Source organism: Nonlabens spongiae (assembly GCF_002117125.1).
Classification (GTDB): domain Bacteria; phylum Bacteroidota; class Bacteroidia; order Flavobacteriales; family Flavobacteriaceae; genus Nonlabens; species Nonlabens spongiae.
Map to the genome: position 1 here is coordinate 1984202 of NZ_CP019344.1, position 21814 is coordinate 2006015.

Sequence of the window (21814 nt, forward strand, 5' to 3'; positions counted from 1 at the left end):
ATCTTTACGTCATGAAAACAATTTTTATCACCGGCGCGACCAGCGGTATAGGTCTGGCAACAGCTGAACTTTTAGCTTCTCAAAACTATCGTTTGATTCTTTGCGGAAGAAATACAGAAAAGCTCATTCAATTGAAAGCTGAACTCAGTGAAAAAACGAATGTTCATGTACTGGAATTTGACGTGCGGGATAAAAATGCTGTTGCTGAAAAAATCGAAAGTCTACCTACTGATTTTCAGAAGATCGATGTATTGATTAACAATGCTGGTAACGCTCACGGTTTAGACTCCATTGATGAAGGAAGTGATGAGGATTGGGATGCGATGATCGACATCAATGTCAAAGGCTTGCTTTATGTAAGCCAGAACATCATTCCTCAAATGAAAGGGCGGAAAGACGGACATATCATCAACATAGGCTCGACTGCTGGAAAAGAGGTTTATCCCAAAGGAAACGTTTATTGCGGTTCCAAACATGCAGTAGATGCTATTACTACAGGAATGCGACTGGACTTAAATCCTTACAAAATCAAAGTGGGAGCGGTTAATCCGGGACTGGTGGAAACCAACTTCAGCGCTGTGCGTTTCAAAGGCGATAAAGAACGAGCTGATAAAGTTTATCAAGGTTACAAAGCGCTACAACCTCAGGATGTAGCAGAGGTGATTTTATTTGCAATCACTAGACCGCCTCACTTAAACATTACCGATCTTACCATGATGTGTACCGCCCAGGCAAGTAGTACGATAGTTTTGAAGGATGAAAAATAGAACTTTAATTTTCGGACTACTGATATTGCTAATGGCCTCCTGTAAAAAGCAACAAGAGCCCACAATTGAAAACATCAATACCATTTTTCAAACCAAGGATTTCAATATCGAATTCCGCATGGATGAGGATCATACTTACAGACTAGGTTTTAGGGAAGGCTATGTGAGTTTCTTCTCCAATGCAAAAACACAACGCAATGTAATTTCCTATGATGAAGCTATTGCGACTAATGCCTTGATCCAAAACCAATTCAACCAGCGCACGCAAGATGAAAACGATCCTGAAATAGCGATCTACGATGATTTTAACGAAGTTAGCTTTCGCGCAAGCGGATTTGAAAACGAACTTTACAATTTACTTAAAGAACTCAATCTAGAATATGTACCCATTAAGAAGAAATAGAAGACTGCGTGCCGGCCATGCCATACGTTCACTGGTTCAAGAAACCATTATTTCCCCTAATGATTTTATTGTTCCGCTTTTTATCGTTGAAGGCAAAAACGTGAAGGAGGAAATCCCCTCGATGCCAAATTATTACCGTTACAGTCTAGATCTCTTGAAAAACGAAGTCAAAGAATTGTGGAACCTAGGCTTAAAAAGCGTTTTGCTATTTGTAAAGGTTGATGATAAGCTCAAAGACAACAAAGGCACCGAAGCCATCAACGATAATGGTTTGATGCAACAAGCTATTAAAACAGTAAAAGATGTGGCTCCAGAGATGTATGTAATGACTGATGTCGCGCTGGATCCCTACTCCAGCTACGGGCACGATGGAATTGTGGAGGATGGTAAGATTATTAACGATGCCACTTGTGAGATTTTGGCAAAAATGAGTATTTCCCACGCTCGTGCCGGAGCAGACATGGTCGCACCCAGCGATATGATGGATGGTAGAATTTTGTACATAAGAGAAGGACTGGAAGAAGAAGGGTTTACAGATACTGGAATCATGAGCTACTCGGCAAAATATGCAAGTGCTTTTTACGGTCCGTTTAGAGACGCGCTGGACAGTGCTCCAGGTTTTGGCGATAAGAAGACCTATCAAATGGATCCGGCAAACCGCTCAGAAGCAATTAAAGAAACCCTCATGGACATCGATGAAGGTGCAGATATTGTGATGGTAAAACCTGGCTTGTGCTATCTGGACATCGTTCGTGATCTTAAAAATGAGGTAGAAGTCCCGATAAGTGTTTATCAAGTGAGTGGCGAGTATGCCATGCTCAAGGCCGCTGCCGAAAAAGGCTGGCTGGATCACGATGCTGTTATGATGGAGCAGGTTACCGCGATCAAAAGAGCTGGCGCCGACTTAATCGCAAGCTATTTTGCTAAGGATGTGGTAAGTTTGATTAATTAATAGAAAGGGAAATGAAAAATTATTGTTATATCCTAATTACCTTTTTACTCCTACTTTCATGTACAAACGATGATAGCCAGGAAGAGGTATTATTAGAGGATGTTATTGTTGAGAATGTTCTTTTTGAATATACCGAAGACCCTGCTAATGGGACTGCGAGACTCAGATATGAGTTTAAGTTTACCAATCCAAATTCGGTGGCAGTTAAGGGTTTCCCTGGTTATAGTTATCAAACACTTCCAGACGAAAACGTGACGTTTTCAATGATACGTAATGACCACCCGTGCGTAAATCTGGAACCAGGCGAGAGTTGCACAATCATGAGAGATATTATCGATACTATTGACCTGAGTTCTATAGATGATATAGTCTTGATTGATCTTAAATACACTATTTCTGAATAAATAAGGCTTAAGACCAGAACAAATGTATAGATTTGTTCCGTAATGCCCGTAAAGTATAGTAAACTTAGCGATTATAAAATCAAAAAAATAATTGGGTGCTTTTGCAGCGATGTTGATGCCACCAAAACGGCCGAGATCCTCAAGCTGAACAGAAAGACGATCAACCGTTATTTTCGACTCTTTAGGGAGGTCATCTTCAAGAAACAGCAGGAGGACAAGAGATTGTTCTTTGGAGAGGTCGAGTTGGACGAGGCTTATTTTGGGGCGAAAAGGCTCAGGGGCAGGAACATGCCCCAAAAGCGTGGTAGGGGAACCTGGAAACAGCCGGTATTCGGTGTTTTTGAGAGGGACGGAAGGGTCTATACCGAGCTTGTTCCCGATGCGAAGAGGGACACCCTGCGGAAGGTCATCCAGAAGAAGATAAGCGTGGAGAGCGTTGTCATTACTGACGGTTGGAGAGGTTACAATGGCTTGTTGGACATCGGTTACAACAAGCATTACCGCATCGACAAGAGCAAGAGCTTCTCAAACAGGCACGGCGTCCACATTAATGGGATCGAAAGCTTTTGGAGCTTCACCAAAAGGAGGCTGGCAAAGTTCAATGGAGTGAAGAAGACCTTCGACCTGCATCTCAAGGAATGTGAATGGAGATGGAAGAAGAGCACCCAGCAGATGGAAAAAGAGCTATGGAAAATGTTATTGAAATATTGACAACTCTACCGAGTTGCCAACATTCCAACAACACATCAACATTATCATTATTTTTGGCTAGAAAATAAAATCTTCTGGTCTAGAGCCTAAATAATATTGAAATACACACAAGGAAATCTAGAGACCGATCGGTTGCGATTCCGTTTCTTAACGGAAGCAGATAAAAGATCTGGTTGCCGTTTTTTAAAGATCGGTCTATATGGAGTTTTTATGCTTAGATGAATCTAAGAGCTTAGAGGAAATCAATAATTTCTGGTGGGAGAAATGCAAGACACGCTACGAGGAAAACCGCGGAGGGTTAATGGCGGTACAACTCAAGTCTACTGGAGAGCTCTTGGGAATGTGCGGGTTGCTAGTATAATCATTTGACGGAAAATCTCGATTAGAAGTCGGCTACTCTTTTCTGCCAAAATCTCGAGGTAACGGTTATGCTACTGAGGCGGCTCATTTTGCAAAAAATTATGGATTTGAGAACGGTTACGATAAAAATTTGGAGGGCTCGCTTGTTTCCATGATTCATCATGATAACCTGCCGAGTAAAGCGGTTGCAAAACGAAACGGTATGCAGCTAGAAATTGAAACGATTTACGAGCGCGGGCAGAATTTCAATATATTCAGCATCACCAGAAAACAATGGGAATGGGATCGTGAAAAGTGAAAAAACCTATACTGTAGAAGAGGCTAAAAGGGCTTTAGAACGTTACTGCGCCTATCAGGAACGCTGCCATCAGGAAGTGGAGCAAAAACTACGGGAGATGGGCATGATCCAGCTAGCCATAGACGAGATCATCCCGCACTTGATCCAGCACAATTTTCTAAATGAAACCCGATTTGCAGAAAGTTTTGCGAGGGGGAAATTCCGCATCAAGAACTGGGGTAAAAACCGCATTGTTAGAGAACTCAAACAAAAAGGCTTGAATGAGCGTACCATCAAACTGGGACTTAAAGAAATCGATGAAGATGACTATGAGGCTGTTTTTGAGACGCTTTCGCGAAAGCGATACAACCAACTAAAAAAAGAAAAGGATAAGTACCGTAAACGTAAAAAGTTTGCTGACTACCTGCTCTACCGAGGCTGGGAGGCTGATCGGGTTTATGCTAAGGCCAAAGAGCTTATTCCCTAATACCTAATTTCTCATGGGTACGCACGATCGCCTGCTCGTTTTTGTGGTCGATCCAGTCTTGGCCTTTTCTACGACGCATGAAATTGTCAAAATGACGCATGATCAAAATATTGTAGAGCGCCTTTCCTAAGTTTTTGATTTTTCTGGGATACGATCGCAAACTTATGGAGAAACCTGGCGTGAGGTAGTGCATATAATGCCAGTAACCCTCAGGCATGTAGAGCATCTCGCCGTGTTTCAAATCACACACAAAACCTTTAGCCTGCTTCAAGGCTGGCCATTTTTCCAAATCTGGATCTGAGAAATCGATGTCCTCACGTGAAATGAGTGAGTGCGGTACTTTGTAGAGGTATTTAGACTGATCTGGCGGATAAATGATGCAGCGTTTCTTACCGTGAAAATGAAAGTGCAAAATGTTAGTGAAATCGATGTCAAAGTGCATGAACACTTTTGAATCGGTGCCACCGAAGAACATCATGGGCATACCCTTGATCAACTTCATACCAAGATTGGGAAATTTAATATCCTTCTGCAGGCTGGGAACTTCCTTCAGAATATTGAAAAGAAAAATACGGAAGTTGGTAGGCTCTCGTTTCAAAAGATCGATATAATCGGTCATTTTCATCTCTGCATGCGCCTGATTGAAGCCTTCGTCGTGTTTTACAGGTCTATCATCGTAAAGCGGCACGGTTTTATCACCAGCCTTCTCCCTGATATATTCCAGGTTCCAGCGATCATAAGCCGGCCAGTCTTCTGTCAGTTTTTCTATCACCACAGGTTTTTGCGGCTTTAGATAGTGTCTGACAAAATCTTCTTTTGAAATAGATGAAACTCTAGGTATTTGCTCTAGTTGTAGAGGCATGCACTCTTATTCTAATGATTACAAGGCTTTGGAAACCTTAGCTACTTGTTTAGCTAGCTCGTTGCGTTCAATTTTGTGTTCAGGACGGCTCCATTTAGGTTTCTCACCCATTGCCTTATATTTAGAGTATTGAGCCTCGACCGTCTCTGGTTGAGCTTTTTTAACGAATGGCTTCATAGGTTCTAATCCTAATAACTCAAACATTTTCATGTCCTCATTCACATCAGGATTAGGAGTTGTTAGCAATTTATCTCCGGCAAAAATGGAGTTAGCTCCTGCAAAGAAACACATGGCCTGACCTTCTCGGGTCATATCAGTCCTCCCTGCGCTTAGTCGCACTTGGGTTTGTGGCATGACAATGCGCGTCGTGGCTACCATACGAATCATCTCCCAGATACTAACCGGTTGCTGTTCTTCCAGCGGTGTTCCCTCTACGGCAACCAGTGCGTTGATGGGCGTACTTTCAGGTTGTGGGCTCAATCGTGAGAGTGCCACGAGCATTCCTGCACGGTCTTCAATGCTTTCTCCCATACCTATGATACCGCCACTACAAACGGTTACATTGGTTTTGCGCACATTATCTATAGTATCTAAACGGTCTTGATAGCCTCGGGTAGAAATAACTTCCTTATAATATTCTTCTGAACTGTCTAGATTATGATTGTAGGCATAAAGACCTGCTTCAGCCAGTCGCTGGGCTTGATTTTCTGTCACCATGCCTAGCGTGCAGCACACTTCCATATCGAGCTTGTTGATGGTACGTACCATCTCCAGTACTTGGTCAAATTCAGGACCATCTTTTACATTTCTCCAGGCCGCACCCATGCAAACCCGTGAGCTTCCGCCAGCTTTAGCACGTAATGCCTGAGCTTTTACTTGCTGCACACTCATGAGGTCATTACCTTTAACATCAGTATGATAACGAGCCGCTTGCGGACAATAACCACAATCTTCTGGACAGCCTCCTGTCTTTATCGAAAGTAAAGTAGATACCTGAACCTGATTTGGATTATGGTATTCTCTATGAACCGTTGCTGCATCATAAAGCAAATGCATTAGTGGGCGGTTGTAGATTTCTAATATTTCCTCTTTTGTCCAGTCGTGTCTCATCAATCAGGGGTAATTTGAACGGGTAAAAATAAGGATTAGTTAGTAATGATAGGTAGTTGAACCGTGTGAGTATTATCTTCCCTCAAGCAGTGTTTATTATGAACTGTTTTGGTTGAAAGTGTTATCGCTTTCGCGAAAGCGGAACAACCCTTAAACTTCACAGGATTTTAGAATCAAGACCTCTCTTTTTCCAAAGTGCTGAAAAGAATAGATCTGATAATAGCCAAGAGTAAAGAAAAAATCAATGCTGGAAAAAATCCATCAACTGAAAAACCTGACACAAACCAATCAGCCAATAGAATTATGATGGCATTTATTACTAATAAAAATAGCCCTAATGTGAGAATTGTAACCGGCAAGGTAAAGAGCACGAGTATAGGTTTCACGATAAAATTGAGAATCGAGATGGCGAGTGCCACCATGATTGCGGTAAAATAACCGCTGGTTTCTACACCAGGCAGCACTTTGGAAAGTAAGACCACAACGATGGCTGTGATCAAGAGTTTGATTAAGAATTTCATAGAGGTAAAAATAAAAAATCCGCCGGAGGCTCCCTCCAGCGGATTCATAATTTTATAGCAAAAACTCCTGCTTAGTCGATTATGTTACTCGTCTGGATCGTGCCGTACTGACCTATGTTAACCATAGGTATAGTTGAGCCATACTGCGCATTAATCGCTTCAATTATCGCATTTGCAGTATACGCATAGCCACGTGGCGTAGGGTGAACTCCATCAAGAGAAAATGCTCCACCAGTTACAAACTCACTGGTAAGCAAACCTCCATTAAAAGGCACACCACCTTGAGCTACTGTTTGAAGCTCAGCACGCGCATCTACTAGTGCAAGACCATTTGCAGCAGCTAGCTGAGAGATAGTAGCATTGTAAGACGCTTGAGCATCGGCAACATTATCTTGCTCATCTGTCGTAAGAACAAATTGATTAGCCATTCCTACGGTCACACCATTTACCGAAAACTGACCCGCTAGAGTTGCTGCGGTTTGAGCAGGAATTCCTCCTTGGGTAAATACAGTGTTCAATTGGTTAAAACGATCTTGGTCTAAAGTACCTATAACTGATGCCGCTCTCAATGTTACGAGATCATCAGCGGTAGCTTGGCGTATTTGACCAAATTGTGGAGCTAAAACCTGTGCAAGACCTGCTGCTTGAGCAGGAGACAATGGTAAGCCTACTGCCGCTCCTATTCCTTGTACTACGGGTGTAAGTGCAGTTGCAAACGCAGGGTTTTGCGAAAGATCTGCAAGACTCTCATCTCTGATAACAATTCCACTGGCACCTGTTGAAGAAAATTGAATACTACGATCAGCTTGACCAAAGGCAGCAAAAACTTGGTTCAACCCTCCATAAACTTGGTTCAACAAAGGTATTTGAGGCCCAAAAGTAGGATCAGCTGGGCTCAAAGCTAGTGGTGGCACCGTTGTAAAAAACGGAATAGAAGTCACATCTGGAATATTTACCAAAGCACCTTTTGCACCATTTGCAGTAAGGGCAGTTACAAGCTGGCTGTAGACTCCAGCAAAAACCATGTTGTTAGTGATATCATTTCCAGCATATGTTGATGGATCTACATTTCCAGTAACATTGTGATCTTCTGCAGCCACAACTTCACCAGTTGAAGGATCAACTTTTGTACCTCCACTAGTCGCATAACCAAGTATATCATTGTTTCCTATCCACAAAGTGAAAAACGTAGGGTTAGCAGCTGCAGCGTCTTGGATCACGGTTGAGGTCTCTGAACTGGAAAAACGTGCGTAATATGGGTTTGCAGTACCCATTGCAACACCAGCAACAGATCCATAACCTGGCGCGGCAAGATGATAACTTTTTGCCCCTGGCACACCAAAGTTATTCAATGGACCGGTGACTTTATTAGTAATATCCGTTGTAGGGGTTCCAGATTGTATCGCTGGTCCAGGATTTCCGTCAGCATCAACGGCAAGTACAAATCGATTGTCAGTAATCTGATTTCCACCAGCAAGTAAACCTCCTAGATTATCATTAACTAACGGCTGGAAGAATTCTCCACCACCTACATGCTCAAGCTGGCCTGCAATGATATTAGGATAACTGTTTTGTTGACCTTGAAGGTATAGTGCTCCATCTGCAAAACCTGCCGTAAGAGAGTTACCTACAGTCACATAATTAGAGAAATCTGCCTCTCCAGCGGTATAGAAATCACCGTCCTCTACAGACTCATCAAACTCGTTCTCACAGCTTACCAGAGCCGTTCCGACAAATAGTAAGCCTAAAATTTTTATATAAGATCTTTTCATCATTTCTTTTATTACATGTTATACGTTACACCTATACCCGGTATCAAAGCTTGTGACTTGTAGGTACCACCAAAAGGTGCGTTAACTGGGACTCCTGGATCAGAGTAGAAGTCATATGACTCGTTAATTTGCTTGAATCTCAAATATAAAAGTGAAGCATCGATTGAGAATTTTGAACTCACGTTGTAAGAAAGTCCGAAGGTGTACCCATTAGAATCGTTACGTGGCGTTTCAGGAGCAAAGTAACCTGATTGAACCGGAGATTCATCAAAGTAATAACCTGCTCTTATGTCCAGCTTGTCCGTAGCATTATACTCTACTCCAAAACGGTAGGCAGAAGCATCTTTATAGTTTCTAGGGTTGATAGACTCAGACCCATCCTCAAACACGATATCTAGAGCTTCATACTCACTCCAGAAGGCACGGTTGTAGTCAAAGGCAAAGAGGAACTTGTCCCACTTGTAAGAAACACCTACTGTTGCCTCTGCAGGTAATGGCAAGGTAGCTTCAAAACCTTGAACACCATTACTTGGAGTCAATGGACTGTTAGGGAAATTAGTAAACGTAGCAGTTCCTTCTGTACTTTCTATATCAATAAGTGAGCGGTAGTTGAATCCTAGCTTAAAATTTTCAGTAGGCGTAAACATAAGACCTGCAGTCCATCCCCAGCCGGTAACACCACTATCTTCAATAGCCACATTTGAGCGATTTCCCTGCTCGTCAGTCAATGATCGAGAAGCATTTCTATTAAACTCTACACCACCTATCGCTAGAATAGGACCTCCACCTATACTAACAGAATCAAAAAGCTGGTAAGAAAGTGTAGGCTGGATAAAGATTGCACTTAGCTCGATCTCATTAACCAGGTGCGAACCTTCCCAATCTGTAGGCCAGGTAACGTTACTACCATAAGGAGTGTACACCCCAAGTCCCACTGCAAAATCGTCAGTCACTTTATAATTTGCATATAGGTAAAATGGCGTTCCAGCAGGGCTATCTGTTTCTGCAAAAGTTCCAAACTGCTCGTTCTGATATGACACATCAGAAAAGACACCAAAACCTCCGGCACTCACACTCAATCTGCTCTCTAGATGTACCAGTCCAGCTGGGTTAAAAAAGAGAATATCGGCACTGTTTACAACCGCGACACCGGTGTGTCCCATCGCGAGCTGCCTGTTACTTTGGGTACTCACGCGATATCCTCCCGCAAATGCCATGGTAGAAACCAGGCACAGTACCACAAAAACCTGTAATTTGTTCATAGTCAATGTTTTCGTAAAAGTTTAGATTTATTTATGAAATCAAATTTAATATTAAATTAATGTTATGCAAGTAAAAGTTTAGATATTATGCAAGCATAGCATTTCTACTTTACGAAATCGATTACGTAATCGTAGAATTTTTCAGGTTGTTCTGCGTGTAGCCAGTGTCCTGCTTCAGTAATGGTTGCGAGTTCCGCTTTCGCGAAAGCGTGATCGATCAAAAGCTTATCAGAATCAGTTATATACCCAGATTTCCCACCTCTTATAAATAGGGTCGGAATCTGCACTGGCTCTATAAAATCTTCATGAATTCCCACTGAATTTTGAGCTGCTCCCAGTACCGGTAAGTTGAATCGCCAGCCATAGGATTTGTCTTTTTTGCGGTATAGACTTTTGAGTAAAAACTGGCGCGTACCAAAGTCATTTATAAAAGGCTCTAACATCTCGTCTGCATCGCTTCTCCTATTGACTTTAGAAAAATCTACGGATTCTAACGCCTTGATGATATCGCTGTGGTGAGGCGGATAGGTCTTAGGAGCAATGTCTGCGATGATGAGTTTCTCGATAAGTTCTGGAAATTGCTGTGCCGCAATCATGGCAATCTTACCACCCATACTATGACCTATTAAAATGATGTCGCTGAGATCGTGTTTTTGACAATAGTTCTTAACGTCCTGCGCCATTTCTTGATAATCAAAAAGATCGCTGTGCGGGCTGCGACCGTGATTGCGCTGGTCCAGAATATGAACGTTAAATCCATTTTCTGAAAATTGCTTTCCCAGCGTTTTCCAGTTGTCTGCCATTCCTAGAAAGCCATGCAAAATGACCATGGGCCTACCCTCCCCCATTATTAATGAATGTAACATCAGGACAATTTTTTCTTATACATGTTAACTACGTTTTCCAGACCTAAATACAAGCTTTCTGAAATCAAGGCGTGACCTATACTCACTTCTTTTAGGTTGGGAATGTGTTTTGAAAAGTATTCAATATTATCCAGTGAAAGATCATGCCCAGCATTGATGCCAAGACTTAAATCATGAGCCGCTTCTGCTGCTTCAACGTAGGGTTTGATGGCCGCCTCGGGATCTTTGACATAACCGATTGCGTAGTCCTCTGTATACAGCTCAATCCTATCCACACCTGTTTTTGCAGCACCTTCTACCATTTCAAGTACAGGATCTACGAATATACTGGTACGTATTCCCATAGATTTAAAATGATCGACCATTTCCTTGAGGAAATTCTTGTTTTTAACGGTGTCCCAACCGGCATTTGAAGTTATCGCATCCACAGCATCTGGAACCAGCGTTACTTGATGTGGTCTTACTTCTTCCACCAGTTTTACGAAAGATTCAATCGGGTTTCCTTCAATGTTCAGCTCAGTAGTTACCATACGTTTCAAGTCTCTGGCGTCTTGATACCTAATGTGGCGCTCATCTGGTCTGGGATGGATGGTTATCCCCTGTGCACCAAATCGTTCTATATCTGCAGAAACTTTTAATAGATCAGGTACATTTCCTCCTCTTGCATTACGTAGTGTCGCGATTTTATTCACGTTCACGCTCAGTATAGCCATAGTGTAGTTTTAACTCAAAAATACGAACTAGTCCCTGAGGGCTTTCCTAAAGAATTGGTTAATTTGCAAGTATGCAGATACACGACTACATAATAAATGATGTGCAACCGCTGGATATCAATGACAGTGTCAAAAAAGCGCAAACCATTTTCTCACAAATGACCTATTCACATATACCTATCATGGATCAAGGTTTTTATATAGGCTGTATCTCTGAGACTGATGCGCATTGCTTCGATAGCAAACAGACCATGGAAGAAATAAAGTATTCCATGTCCGCATTTCAAGTAGATAAAAACACCCACTGGCTTGAAATTTTGAAAGCATTTGCTCAAAATCAGTCCAATATCATGCCTGTACTTGACGAGAATAAAAAGTATCTAGGGTATTATGAGCTCACTGATGTGATGGAATTCTTTAATGAGGCGCCATTTCTCAATGAACCGGGTAATGTTGTGGTAGTCACTAAAGGTTCAACGGATTTCAGTTTTAGCGAGATTGCTCAAATCGTCGAGACCAATGACGCGGAACTTTATGGACTCTTTATAAGCGACCACAAAGAGCATCTTACAGAAATAACCCTCAAAATAAGCACTTCAAATCTCTCTGCGATTCTTCAAACCTTTAGAAGATATAGTTATGAGGTTTTGAGTCTGGACGAAGATGACTCTTATCTCGACACATTAAAAGAACGTTCTGACTATCTGGACAAATACCTAAACATTTAATGAAAAAGCTGGGCATTTACGGTCAGTACATTCAAGACGGCTCTCTGGAAGTGGTCAAGACACTTCTGGATTTCTTTGAGAATCGGGATTGTGATATTACCATCGAGATGGAGTACCATCAAATGTTAAGAAAGAATAATGTTGCTCAAAATATCAAGAGCTTCAGCAAGCTCGATGAATTCTATGATGGTCTCATAAGTATAGGTGGCGATGGTACGATTCTACGTGCCGTGGGTTTTGTGGGATCTTCAGATATTCCCGTGATAGGAATCAACACCGGTAGACTAGGTTTTCTCGCAACAGTTAAAGTGGAACATTTAAAAGAATCCATGGAAGCCTTGCTGCAAGGCAAATACTGTTTAAGCAAGCGCTCACTCATCACGGCGTCGTCAAGCTTGAATGCTGAGGAATTGTTTGACAGAAATTTTGCCCTAAATGAGGTGACCGTAAGCAGAATGAACACCACCAGTATGATTCAAATTGAGACACGGCTCAATGGCGACTTTCTTACCAGTTACTGGGCAGACGGTTTGATTATTTCTACGCCTACAGGATCTACCGGTTATAGTTTGAGCTGTGGCGGTCCAGTAATTTCTCCTAACACTTGTGGCTTTGTCGTTACACCCATTGCGCCTCATAACCTAAATGCAAGACCACTGGTTATACCAGATGACACAGAAATCACATTGAAAATAAGCGGTAGGGAAAATGAATTTCTCACCTCGCTGGACAACCGTATTTACTCTTTCCCAAACGAGACGATCATCACGCTTAAGAAAGCAGACTTCACCATAGACCTCGTACAACTCGAGGAACAGTCTTTTATTAAAACCTTGCGCCACAAGCTACTTTGGGGAGAAGATAAGCGCAACTAAGCAATAAATTTCCATTTGTACTGTTTTGATAACCTACAGAAGGTCAGCTTTTACCTTTAGTAGGTAGATAGATATGTTATATTTGCACGTTTTAAAAATTTGATGCGATACGTAGTAGTGATGGTGGCTATGGTTTGTTTCGCTTTCGCGAAAGCGCAGACCTACGAGCTCGGAATTTTTGCAGGAGGATCCAACATAATAGGAGATGTAGGAAGTACGCAGTTTGTCAATCCTAGAGGTTTCACTCTGGGAGGTGTGGCAAAATGGAACCGTAGCGACAGGCATAGTTTTAGGGGATCGCTCATAGGGACGTTTTTACGTGCTGATGATGGGAACAGTTCAGACCCTTCCAGACAAATGCGCGGACTACAAGTAGACAATAAGATGATTGAAGGTTCACTGGGAATAGAGTATACATTCTGGGATTATGAACTGTACAGCGGTAAGCCACAGTTCACACCCTATTTGTATTTTGGAGTGAGTGTGATTCATTTTTCTAACACGCGCTTAAACAGCAGTGGCAGAAGTTTCACCTTTGATGGTTGGGATACTAATTTTGGGATCCCTATTTCTTTAGGTTTCAAGACTAATATTGCACCGCACATAACCCTGGCTGGGGAAATAGGTGCTCGATACACATTTACGGATAATCTGGACGGCAGTAATCCTGAAGACGGAGGCGCCTCTCAATTGAAAATAGGAAATCTAGACAATAATGACTGGTTCATGTTTACGGGAGTAACGGTAAGTTACACCTTCGGTCGTAAACCGTGTTATTGTAATTTTTAGACATGGCAGAACAACTACTTGACAAAAAACGCATACCGGAGCACGTAGCTGTCATCATGGATGGTAACGGTCGCTGGGCAAAGAAGCAAGGGCTTATGCGTGTGCGTGGTCATGAAAAAGGTGCCAAAGCAGTAAGACAAACCGTGACCACCTGTGCAGAACATGGTGTAAAACATCTTACACTATATGCGTTTTCTACCGAGAACTGGAAACGTCCCAAGCTTGAAGTAGATACTTTGATGAAGCTCTTAGTAAGCAGTCTCAAGAAAGAATTACCTACACTTCAAAAAAACAACATCTCACTTAGGGCCGTGGGTGCACTTGACTTACTTCCCTCCGTAGCACAAAAAGAGCTGAAGGAAGTCATAGAAGCAACTAAAGACAATAATCACATGAATTTAACCCTGGCACTTAGTTATGGTTCACGTGAGGAGTTGATAAGTGTGATTAAGAATATTGCAGGTCAGGTTAAGGAGGGCTCGCTAGAGCTCGATCAAATTGATGCAGAAGTGATCAACAAAAACCTGTACACTAATTTTATGCCTGATGTAGATCTACTCATACGTACCAGCGGTGAGAAACGCATCAGCAATTTTTTACTGTGGCAAATAGCCTATGCAGAACTTTATTTTACAGAGGTCCTGTGGCCCGATTTTAGAAAAGAACACCTCATTGAGGCATTTTGTAACTATCAAGACCGAGAAAGAAGGTTTGGAAAAACAAGTGAACAATTATAAAGGAATGACAAATCAGCTAACCAAGAGCTTCATTGCTACGATCATTCTGCTTACTGGGTTCTTTACCAGTGCTCAAATAGTAACAGATGCACCTATCGGTGAAGAGTCTGTTCAATACCGCATAGGTGAAGTAAAAGTCACAGGTAGTCAATCCTATAATGAGAATACGGTAAGAGCCTTTACAGGATTGAGACCCGGTATGGAAATCTACGTACCTGGAGAAAAGCTGAGCAAGGTCGTTAAGAAAATGTGGGATCTCAAGCTATTCAGCGATATACGCATTTATGCAACCAGCATAGAAGGTGATCCTACTGATGAATTTATAGACACCATCAACCTCGAGATTTATATCGTAGAAGTCCCTAATGTACGGAATGTGGAAATCACAGGACTACGCAAAGGAAAAGCTAAGGACCTGAGAGAAGAACTTAAGCTTCAAAAAGGGACTAAAGCCACTGAAAACTTGATTACTAACACACGTACTTTTATTGAAAACAAATACCGTAAAAAAGGTTTCCTAAATGCCGATGCTCTGGTACGTATCAGGGAAGTGCAAGACTCTGCCTCAGAAAATGAAGTAGACATGAAAATCGATGTTGACCGCGGCAAGAAGCCTAAAATTTCCTACATAGATTTTGAAGGCAATGAACTTATTCCAGATAAGAAGTTACGCAAGGCGATGAAAAATACTAAGAAGCGTAACATCTTAAGAATATTCAAGAGATCTAAATATGTAGAAGAAGATTTTCAAGAAGATCTAGAATCTGTCGTAAATAGATATAAGGAAAAAGGTTTTAGGGATGCTCGGGTAATTTCAGATACGTTGATCAAAGAAAGTGATGATCGTGTGGGCATCAAGATTCAAGTTGAAGAAGGTAGAAAATATTACTTTGGTGATATCAAATTTGTAGGTAACAACGTTTATTCAGATGAGTTTCTACAAAGAAAACTAGGTATTGAAAAAGGTGATGTGTACAATGGGGTAGCCTTTGATGAGCGTATAAGCAACCCTGCTGACCCAGATTCAGATGATATCTCAAATCTATACCAAAACACAGGGTACTTATTCTCTTCAGTCAACGCCGTAGAAACTAAAGTTGAAAACGACACCATCGACTTTGAGATACGCATCGTAGAAGGAAAAGAGGCTTATTTCAATAACATCTCCGTTACTGGAAACACGCGTACTAACGATAATGTGATCTACCGTGTGATCAGAACCACACCAGGTGAAAAATACAGTCGTCAAAAAATTATCAACTCTATACGTGAACTTGGAGCACTAGGGCTTTTCAATGCTGAGAAAATCAACCCACAGCTTAAGAATGTAAACCAGCAAGAAGGTACAGTAGACGTCGAGTACGAGCTGGAAGAAGCTGGTGCAAGCCAGATTGAGCTTCAAGGTGGTTACGGTGGTGGTGGATTTGTTGGGACTCTAGGACTTAGATTCAACAACTTCTCGATACGCAATCTATTCAATGGTAAAGCTTACAAACCAGTTCCTATGGGAGATGGTCAAACTCTCGCAATAAGGGCTCAGGCGAGTACTATATTTAGAACCTACTCTTTAAACTTTACCGAGCCGTGGCTGGGTGGTAAAAAACCAGTTTCTTTTAATGTCTCGCTTTCTCATAGTGAGCAGTACAGAGTGAACCCTCAAAACTTTAGAGAAGTAGACCGTGACCAGCGTTTTTTAATCACCGGTGGTACGATAGGTCTAGCAAAAAGACTGGAATGGCCGGATAATTATTTCCAGTTTTCGCAAGCGCTATCTGTGCAACACTACAACTTGAAGAACTACCGTACGGGTCTCTTTAACTTCCCTAATGGTTTCAGTAATAACATAGCGTATACTGTAGGCCTCACCAGAGACAACGTAGGTGTGAACCCTATTTTCCCCACTTACGGATCACGCTTTTCAGTAACTGCAAAAATGACCCTTCCATACTCCTTGTGGAATGGTGTAGATTACGCTGGTCTCAATGCGGACAACCCTGATCTACCTGACGAGTATCGTACAAACGGTCTTGCTGACCTAGCTAAAATCGATCAAGAGCGTTTCCGTTTCTTAGAATATTACAAAATCAAGTTCCAAGGTCAGTGGTACACGCAACTATATGATAAGTTGATCCTGCAGACTAATACTGAATTTGGGTTCTTAGGCGCCTACAACAGTGACAGAGGCCTGGTTCCTTTTGAACGTTTCTTTGTGGGTGGAGATGGACTTGGCGCCTTTTCTCTCGATGGTCGTGACATCATAAGGATGCGAGGTTATGAGAACAGCTCGCTTACCACGAGTGCAGATGGTGACACGGTGTATAACAAGTTTAGCTTAGAGTTACGTTATCCTATCACCCTTGAGCAGGCGGCATCTATTTATGTGCTGACATTTGCTGAGGCAGCAGGTTCTTATGAGCGTTTTAGAACGTACAATCCTTTTGATGTACAGAGGTCGGCTGGAGCGGGATTACGTATTTTTATGCCGGCATTTGGTTTACTAGGAATTGATTTTGGTTACGGATTTGATTCCGCGCCTAACAACCCTACACCAGACCCTAGTGGATGGCAAGTACACTTTATAATCGGGCAGCAGTTTTAAGTTGGCACGATTATTTCAAATATTGAGTCGTATGATAAAAACAAAGCAATTTTTGACCGTCGCGGTGGTGATTTTTGGTCTCGCTTTCGCGAAAGCGCAACGAGGAGCAAGAGTCGCTTACATAGACATGGACCGTATCATCGAAGCATCACCTGAATATAAAAAAGCAGTCCAACTGCTAGGTCGAAAAGCTGATGGCTGGAAGCGTGAAATGGATGCTATGCAGGCAGAAATAGATAAGATGGAAGATCAGCTCAAAAACGAGCGGGTATTGCTTACCAAAGAGTTGATCGAGGAAAAAGAAGAGGATATCCAGCTCAAGAAAGAGGAGCTCGCTGCTTACCAGCAAAAAAGATTTGGTTCACAAGGAGATTACATTCTTCAACAACAACAGCTCATACAGCCGGTCCAGGATCAGGTATTCAATGAGGTGCAAAAGATTAGCGAGGCAAGAAAATATGACTATGTGATGAATGCTGAAGAGGCTAACTTGTTGTTTGCCGCTGAGCGTCACGACATAAGCGACCTTGTTATCAAAAATCTGGAACGCGCAGGAAAAAGTGGACCAGAGGCCAGACAGGCTAGAGAAGACGCTAAGAAAGAGCTTGATGAGCCGTATTTAAATGTTGAAGAAGCTGAAGCACGTGAGGAGAAAGAAAAGGCAAAGGAGGAACAACAACAAAAAGTGCTCAATGCCCGTGAAGAAAAGTTAAGAAGACGCGATTCACTTCAAGCTGCAAAAAGGGCTTCATATGAAGCTAGAAAAAAAGAAATACAGCGTCGCCGGGACAGTATCAAAGCTGCTCGTGAAGCTGCGCGGCAAAAGAAAGAAGAAGAACGAGAGAACAATCAATAATGAATCAGTGAAGTAAGTATACAGCCCTTATCTTTGCAACCATTTTAATATAGACTAGGATTAACAAAAAAAGAAAATGAAACAAGTAAGAAATTTAATTGCCGCTATAGCTTTAGTATTTGCAGGATCAACTGCTGTTAACGCTCAGGCAACACCTTCAAAAGTATGTCACGTAGCTTCTCAAGAGCTTGTGGAGGCACTTCCAGATGCCATAGCTGCTGAGAAGCAGTTGAAGAAACTGGCAAAAAACTACGATACTAAGCTAGCAGAGATGGATCGTGAGATCCAGACTCGTTTCCAGAATGCACAGCGAGAGGCTCCTAATAAAACAGATGAGGAAAACGAGCGTGTACGTACTGAAATTCTTCAAGGTCAAGAAAAGCTTCAAGACTACTACCAAAAGTCTCAAGAAGCGATGGCTCAAAAACGAGTAGACCTTTTAAAGCCACTTTATCAAAAAGTAAAGGATGCTATCTTCAAAGTAGCTCGTGCAAAAGGTTTTGATTACGTTCTTGATTCAACCACGGGAACTGGAATCATCATGGCAGATGGCTATGACCTTACTCCTGACGTTAAAGCTGAATTAGGTATTAAGTAATTCAGTTTACATATAAATATTAAAACTCCCGCTAGAAATCTAGCGGGAGTTTTTTGTACAAAAAACCCGATCGCGATGATCGGGTTTTTCATTGAATAAAAAATATATGTAATAAATTACTGGATAACTCTTACGTTAACAGCGTTCATTCCTTTCTTACCCTCTTTTTCTTCGTACTCTACTTTGTCGCCTTCTCTTACCTCATCGATAAGTCCAGTTACGTGCACGAAGCAGTCTTGATTTGTTCCATCTTCAACGATAAAGCCAAAACCTTTTGACTCATTGAAAAATTTAACGGTACCTTCTTTCATTGTAATAAAATGTAAATTAAAGTCCAAAAGTAGACTAATTGCAGCATATAAAGACCTAACAATACACTTATTTTGAATTATTTACAGTTTAGTAACCTAAAAAGCACTTTTGGGGCGACCTGCGATATAGGGCTGACTTCCTTTCACGCTACGATCGTACATTACGATACTGCCAGCTACAGAAACATTTAAACTGCGAGGCGTCTCAAATTTTAAAAGGTGGTGTGATCGATTTATGGCTTCATTGCTTAAACCATGATCTTCTGCGCCCAGAAGATAGACGCAGTTACGTGGGTGAACAAAATCTTCCAGTAAAACAGCCTCATCTACCAGCTCGATGCCTACGAGCATAGCTCCTTTGGGAAGGTGTGCATAGAATTCATCAAAAGTTTTATAATGGAAATATGGGAGCGCCGCTACGGCGTTGTGTGTGTCGCTAGCCTGCTTTGCATATCGATTGCCAATAGTAAAGATGAAACTAGCTCCTAGATTCTGCGCACTACGCCACAAAACACCTAGGTTCTCTGGAGTTTTACCGTTTAAAATACCGATGCCGAAATAGCCAGGTTCTAAATTATTCATGGTGATGTAAAAATATGATCCCCTTCTAACACATCTATAGCGAGTCTTAGCCTACCATAATCCACTTTTCCATCAAAAGCCTCATAAATAGGCTTGATAGAATTAGTCTCTTTATGGATTTTCCAGAGCTGATCCAGTTTTTCAAGATCTATCTCTTCAATAAAAGATTGTACTTTGACGTCCCTAAATTTTCTGTATCTTTTCCCTAGGTGTGAGAGAATCGTACTCTCAGTAAGCGAGCGACTTTCAGCAATCTCTTTTACAGTAGACCCTTTCCAGAACTTTTCCACCGTTTCCATTACGGTATCTGATAAACCGCTCGGGTTTTTACGGCGTTTTTTCTTTTTGGAAGAGGGTTTGCTGACTTTAGCAGTTCGGTAAGCGAATGGACCCAAACGTTTTTCTCTAAAATTACGAGTCACATCCAGAAAAACAGATCCGTACTGATCGTGTTTGCTGGAACCTACTCCATTGATATCTGCAAACTCGTTATCAGTAAGCGGTATGCGGCTCGCCATGTCTTGAAGTGTAGCATCGCTAAAGATCAAGTAAGGAGCCAGGTTTTTATCACTTGCAATTTGTGAACGCAATTTTCTTAGCACTTCAAAAAGTTCTTGTTTAACTGGATCGGGTAATGCTTGTGCAGTTGTACTTTTCTTATTCTTAAAATCCTTTGCCGTGGGTACCACAGCCAGCATGACTTTTTGCTGTTTGAAAAGTACTTGCTCTGATTGTGGCGTGAGTTTGAGCTTGTTCTGATCGTGGAAGGCAATTTCAAGCAATCCCTGATTGATCAACTGGATGATATACTGCTGCCAGTTGCTCCACGAGATATCCTTACCCGCTCCATAGGTTTTGATATCCATAAATCCGCTTTCCATCACCGTGGCGTTTGAGGCACCTCTCAGGACATCAATCAACAGATTGAGCGATGCCTGTTCTTGCATTCTATACACGGCACTCAGGGCTTTCTGGGCGATGAGCGTTGCATCAAAAAAGTCGGGTTTGTTTAGGCACACATCGCAGTTGCCACAATCTTTTTCTAGATACTCATTAAAATAATTCAGCAACATGCGCCTGCGGCAAGTGAGGGCTTCTGCAAATTGCTTCATGCGATCCAGTTTTGCCAGCTGTACCTCACTATTACCACTGTTTTCAGCAAATTTGCGCAGCTGGATCACATCAGCATAACTGTGGAATAAAAGCGCACGCGATTCCAGTCCGTCTCGTCCAGCACGACCTATTTCCTGATAATAGCCTTCGATATTTTTAGGCATGTTGTAATGAATCACAAACCGCACGTTTGATTTATCGATCCCCATACCGAAGGCGATGGTTGCACACACGATCTTGATCTCGTCTGTGATGAATTTTTCTTGCACGCTTTCGCGAAAGCGGTGATCCATTCCAGCATGGTACGCAGCAGCAGCATAACCGTAATTTTTCAGCTTCTCTGCCAGACTTTCACAGGTACTACGACTCAAGCAATAAACAATCCCAGACTCCTTGGAAAAATGATTCAGAAAATTCCTGATCTGGGTCATACGCTGGTTGCCGGGACGCACGTCCAGCCTAATGTTAGGCCGGTCAAAGGATGCCACATATTCCCGAGCCTGCGGAATACTGAGTTGGTTTTTAATGTCCGCGCGAGTGGCGCGATCAGCCGTGGCGGTGAGCGCTATAATTCCCGTTTTGGGAAAATTACTTTTCAGGTAGGAAAGCTGGGTATAAGCGGGTCTAAAATCATGCCCCCAAGTAGAAATACAATGCGCCTCATCAACCGCAATGAGTGAAACATTTTCCTCGTTGATGTAGTTATTCAACAAAGAGATACTCTCAGGCGCCACGTAAAGCAATTTTATCGTGCCTTGTTCAAGTTCTTGGAGTATATTTTGCTGGTCTGCAGAATCTTGCGAACTATTAAAATATCCGGCAGGAATACCGTTTTGTTTCAAAGCATCTACCTGATCCTTCATCAAAGCGATCAATGGAGAAATTACCAGAGTTAATCCATTTAAGAGCAGAGATGGCAGCTGAAAACACATAGACTTACCGCCGCCCGTAGGCATCACGACCATGAGGTCGCGACCTTCCATAACATCATTAATGATCTCTTCCTGTAACGGCCGGAAGCTGTCGTAACCGAAGTATTTCTTGAGTATTTCTTTCTTTTGCATGGGTAAAAATGAATTGTATGGCGATAAAAAATCAAAGTTACAGTTAAAAACACTTTTCAATCAAGAGAATTTAAAAACTGCACTCGATAGAGACT

General features: G+C 42.0%; 23 protein-coding genes and 1 pseudogene. 14 read left to right on the forward strand and 10 right to left on the reverse strand.

All coding sequences use genetic code 11. The features are described 5' to 3' along the window. Positions 1-11: 11 nt before the first annotated feature. The 7 genes and pseudogenes from BST97_RS09150 (at position 12) to BST97_RS09180 (ending at position 4361) form a co-directional block, all read left to right on the forward strand. On the forward strand, positions 12-767 hold the full coding sequence (locus BST97_RS09150) for an SDR family NAD(P)-dependent oxidoreductase (RefSeq protein ID WP_085766950.1): 756 nt from the start codon (positions 12-14) through the stop codon (positions 765-767). 31 nt (positions 768-798) lie between these two features. Continuing rightward, complete coding sequence (locus tag BST97_RS09155) at positions 799-1170, forward strand: hypothetical protein (protein ID WP_157111575.1); 372 nt, start codon at positions 799-801, stop codon at positions 1168-1170. Next, positions 1148-2122 (forward strand): porphobilinogen synthase, encoded by a 975-nt coding sequence (gene hemB, locus BST97_RS09160; protein ID WP_085766952.1) that lies wholly within the window; start codon positions 1148-1150, stop codon positions 2120-2122. The genes BST97_RS09155 and hemB overlap by 23 nt, the downstream gene beginning before the upstream one ends. 11 nt (positions 2123-2133) lie before the next feature. Then, positions 2134-2526, forward strand: a complete 393-nt coding sequence (locus tag BST97_RS09165; protein ID WP_085766953.1) for a hypothetical protein — start codon at positions 2134-2136, stop codon at positions 2524-2526. 42 nt (positions 2527-2568) lie between these two features. After that, positions 2569-3237 (forward strand): IS1595 family transposase, encoded by a 669-nt coding sequence (locus BST97_RS09170; protein ID WP_085766954.1) that lies wholly within the window; start codon positions 2569-2571, stop codon positions 3235-3237. A 385-nt stretch (positions 3238-3622) separates the two neighbouring features. Then, positions 3623-3793 (forward strand): annotated as a pseudogene (locus BST97_RS16400) (GNAT family N-acetyltransferase); the annotation flags it as partial. Between the two features lie 91 nt (positions 3794-3884). After that, a complete protein-coding gene (locus BST97_RS09180) occupies positions 3885-4361 on the forward strand; it encodes a regulatory protein RecX (RefSeq protein WP_085766956.1) in 477 nt (158 codons plus the stop codon). On the opposite strand, the gene BST97_RS09185 is transcribed toward BST97_RS09180, so the two are convergent. The 7 genes from BST97_RS09185 to BST97_RS09215 all read right to left on the reverse strand — a co-directional run bounded on the left by BST97_RS09185 (position 4351) and on the right by BST97_RS09215 (position 11467). Next, positions 4351-5223 carry a cupin-like domain-containing protein gene (locus BST97_RS09185; RefSeq protein WP_085766957.1) on the reverse strand — a complete coding sequence of 291 codons (873 nt, stop codon included), beginning with the start codon at positions 5221-5223 and terminating at the stop codon, positions 4351-4353. The two genes, BST97_RS09180 and BST97_RS09185, sit on opposite strands and share 11 nt — an antisense overlap. An 18-nt stretch (positions 5224-5241) precedes the next feature. Continuing rightward, positions 5242-6333, reverse strand: coding sequence for a biotin synthase BioB (gene bioB / locus BST97_RS09190; protein WP_085766958.1), 1092 nt, complete (start codon positions 6331-6333; stop codon positions 5242-5244). A gap of 173 nt (positions 6334-6506) precedes the next feature. Continuing rightward, complete coding sequence (locus tag BST97_RS09195) at positions 6507-6854, reverse strand: phage holin family protein (RefSeq protein ID WP_085768211.1); 348 nt, start codon at positions 6852-6854, stop codon at positions 6507-6509. A gap of 71 nt (positions 6855-6925) precedes the next feature. After that, entirely contained in the window at positions 6926-8629 is a 1704-nt protein-coding gene (locus BST97_RS09200; protein WP_317043406.1) for a G-D-S-L family lipolytic protein, read from the reverse strand. A gap of 8 nt (positions 8630-8637) precedes the next feature. After that, complete coding sequence (locus tag BST97_RS09205; protein ID WP_085766960.1) at positions 8638-9888, reverse strand: OmpP1/FadL family transporter; 1251 nt, start codon at positions 9886-9888, stop codon at positions 8638-8640. Between the two features lie 104 nt (positions 9889-9992). Next, positions 9993-10754 (reverse strand): alpha/beta fold hydrolase, encoded by a 762-nt coding sequence (locus BST97_RS09210; protein WP_085766961.1) that lies wholly within the window; start codon positions 10752-10754, stop codon positions 9993-9995. Further along, positions 10754-11467 carry a pyridoxine 5'-phosphate synthase gene (locus BST97_RS09215; RefSeq protein WP_085766962.1) on the reverse strand — a complete coding sequence of 238 codons (714 nt, stop codon included), beginning with the start codon at positions 11465-11467 and terminating at the stop codon, positions 10754-10756. The genes BST97_RS09210 and BST97_RS09215 overlap by 1 nt, the downstream gene beginning before the upstream one ends. Positions 11468-11538: 71 nt before the next feature. Here BST97_RS09215 and BST97_RS09220 point away from each other — a divergent pair, with 71 nt between their 5' ends. From BST97_RS09220 to BST97_RS09250, 7 genes are all read left to right on the forward strand, one after another. Next, positions 11539-12195: a CBS domain-containing protein gene (locus BST97_RS09220; protein ID WP_085766963.1), complete on the forward strand. Its 657-nt coding sequence runs from the start codon at positions 11539-11541 to the stop codon at positions 12193-12195. Continuing rightward, positions 12195-13070, forward strand: coding sequence for an NAD kinase (locus BST97_RS09225; RefSeq protein WP_085766964.1), 876 nt, complete (start codon positions 12195-12197; stop codon positions 13068-13070). Before BST97_RS09220 ends, BST97_RS09225 begins: the two co-directional genes overlap by 1 nt. A gap of 102 nt (positions 13071-13172) precedes the next feature. Then, positions 13173-13859: a type IX secretion system protein PorG gene (gene porG, locus BST97_RS09230; protein WP_085766965.1), complete on the forward strand. Its 687-nt coding sequence runs from the start codon at positions 13173-13175 to the stop codon at positions 13857-13859. 2 nt (positions 13860-13861) lie between these two features. After that, on the forward strand, positions 13862-14596 hold the full coding sequence (locus tag BST97_RS09235; protein ID WP_085766966.1) for an isoprenyl transferase: 735 nt from the start codon (positions 13862-13864) through the stop codon (positions 14594-14596). Between the two features lie 4 nt (positions 14597-14600). Further along, a complete protein-coding gene (locus tag BST97_RS09240; protein WP_157111577.1) occupies positions 14601-17195 on the forward strand; it encodes a BamA/OMP85 family outer membrane protein in 2595 nt (864 codons plus the stop codon). A gap of 31 nt (positions 17196-17226) precedes the next feature. Then, positions 17227-18051 (forward strand): OmpH family outer membrane protein, encoded by an 825-nt coding sequence (locus tag BST97_RS09245; protein ID WP_157111579.1) that lies wholly within the window; start codon positions 17227-17229, stop codon positions 18049-18051. 76 nt (positions 18052-18127) lie between these two features. Continuing rightward, entirely contained in the window at positions 18128-18649 is a 522-nt protein-coding gene (locus tag BST97_RS09250; protein WP_085766968.1) for an OmpH family outer membrane protein, read from the forward strand. A 116-nt stretch (positions 18650-18765) separates the two neighbouring features. On the opposite strand, the gene BST97_RS09255 is transcribed toward BST97_RS09250, so the two are convergent. From BST97_RS09255 to recQ, 3 genes are all read right to left on the reverse strand, one after another. Then, entirely contained in the window at positions 18766-18960 is a 195-nt protein-coding gene (locus BST97_RS09255; RefSeq protein ID WP_085766969.1) for a cold-shock protein, read from the reverse strand. Positions 18961-19056: 96 nt separating this feature from the next. Next, a complete protein-coding gene (locus tag BST97_RS09260) occupies positions 19057-19548 on the reverse strand; it encodes an RNA methyltransferase (protein WP_157111581.1) in 492 nt (163 codons plus the stop codon). After that, positions 19539-21719, reverse strand: a complete 2181-nt coding sequence (gene recQ, locus BST97_RS09265) for a DNA helicase RecQ (RefSeq protein ID WP_085766971.1) — start codon at positions 21717-21719, stop codon at positions 19539-19541. The genes BST97_RS09260 and recQ overlap by 10 nt, the downstream gene beginning before the upstream one ends. Between the last annotated feature and the right edge of the window lie 95 nt (positions 21720-21814).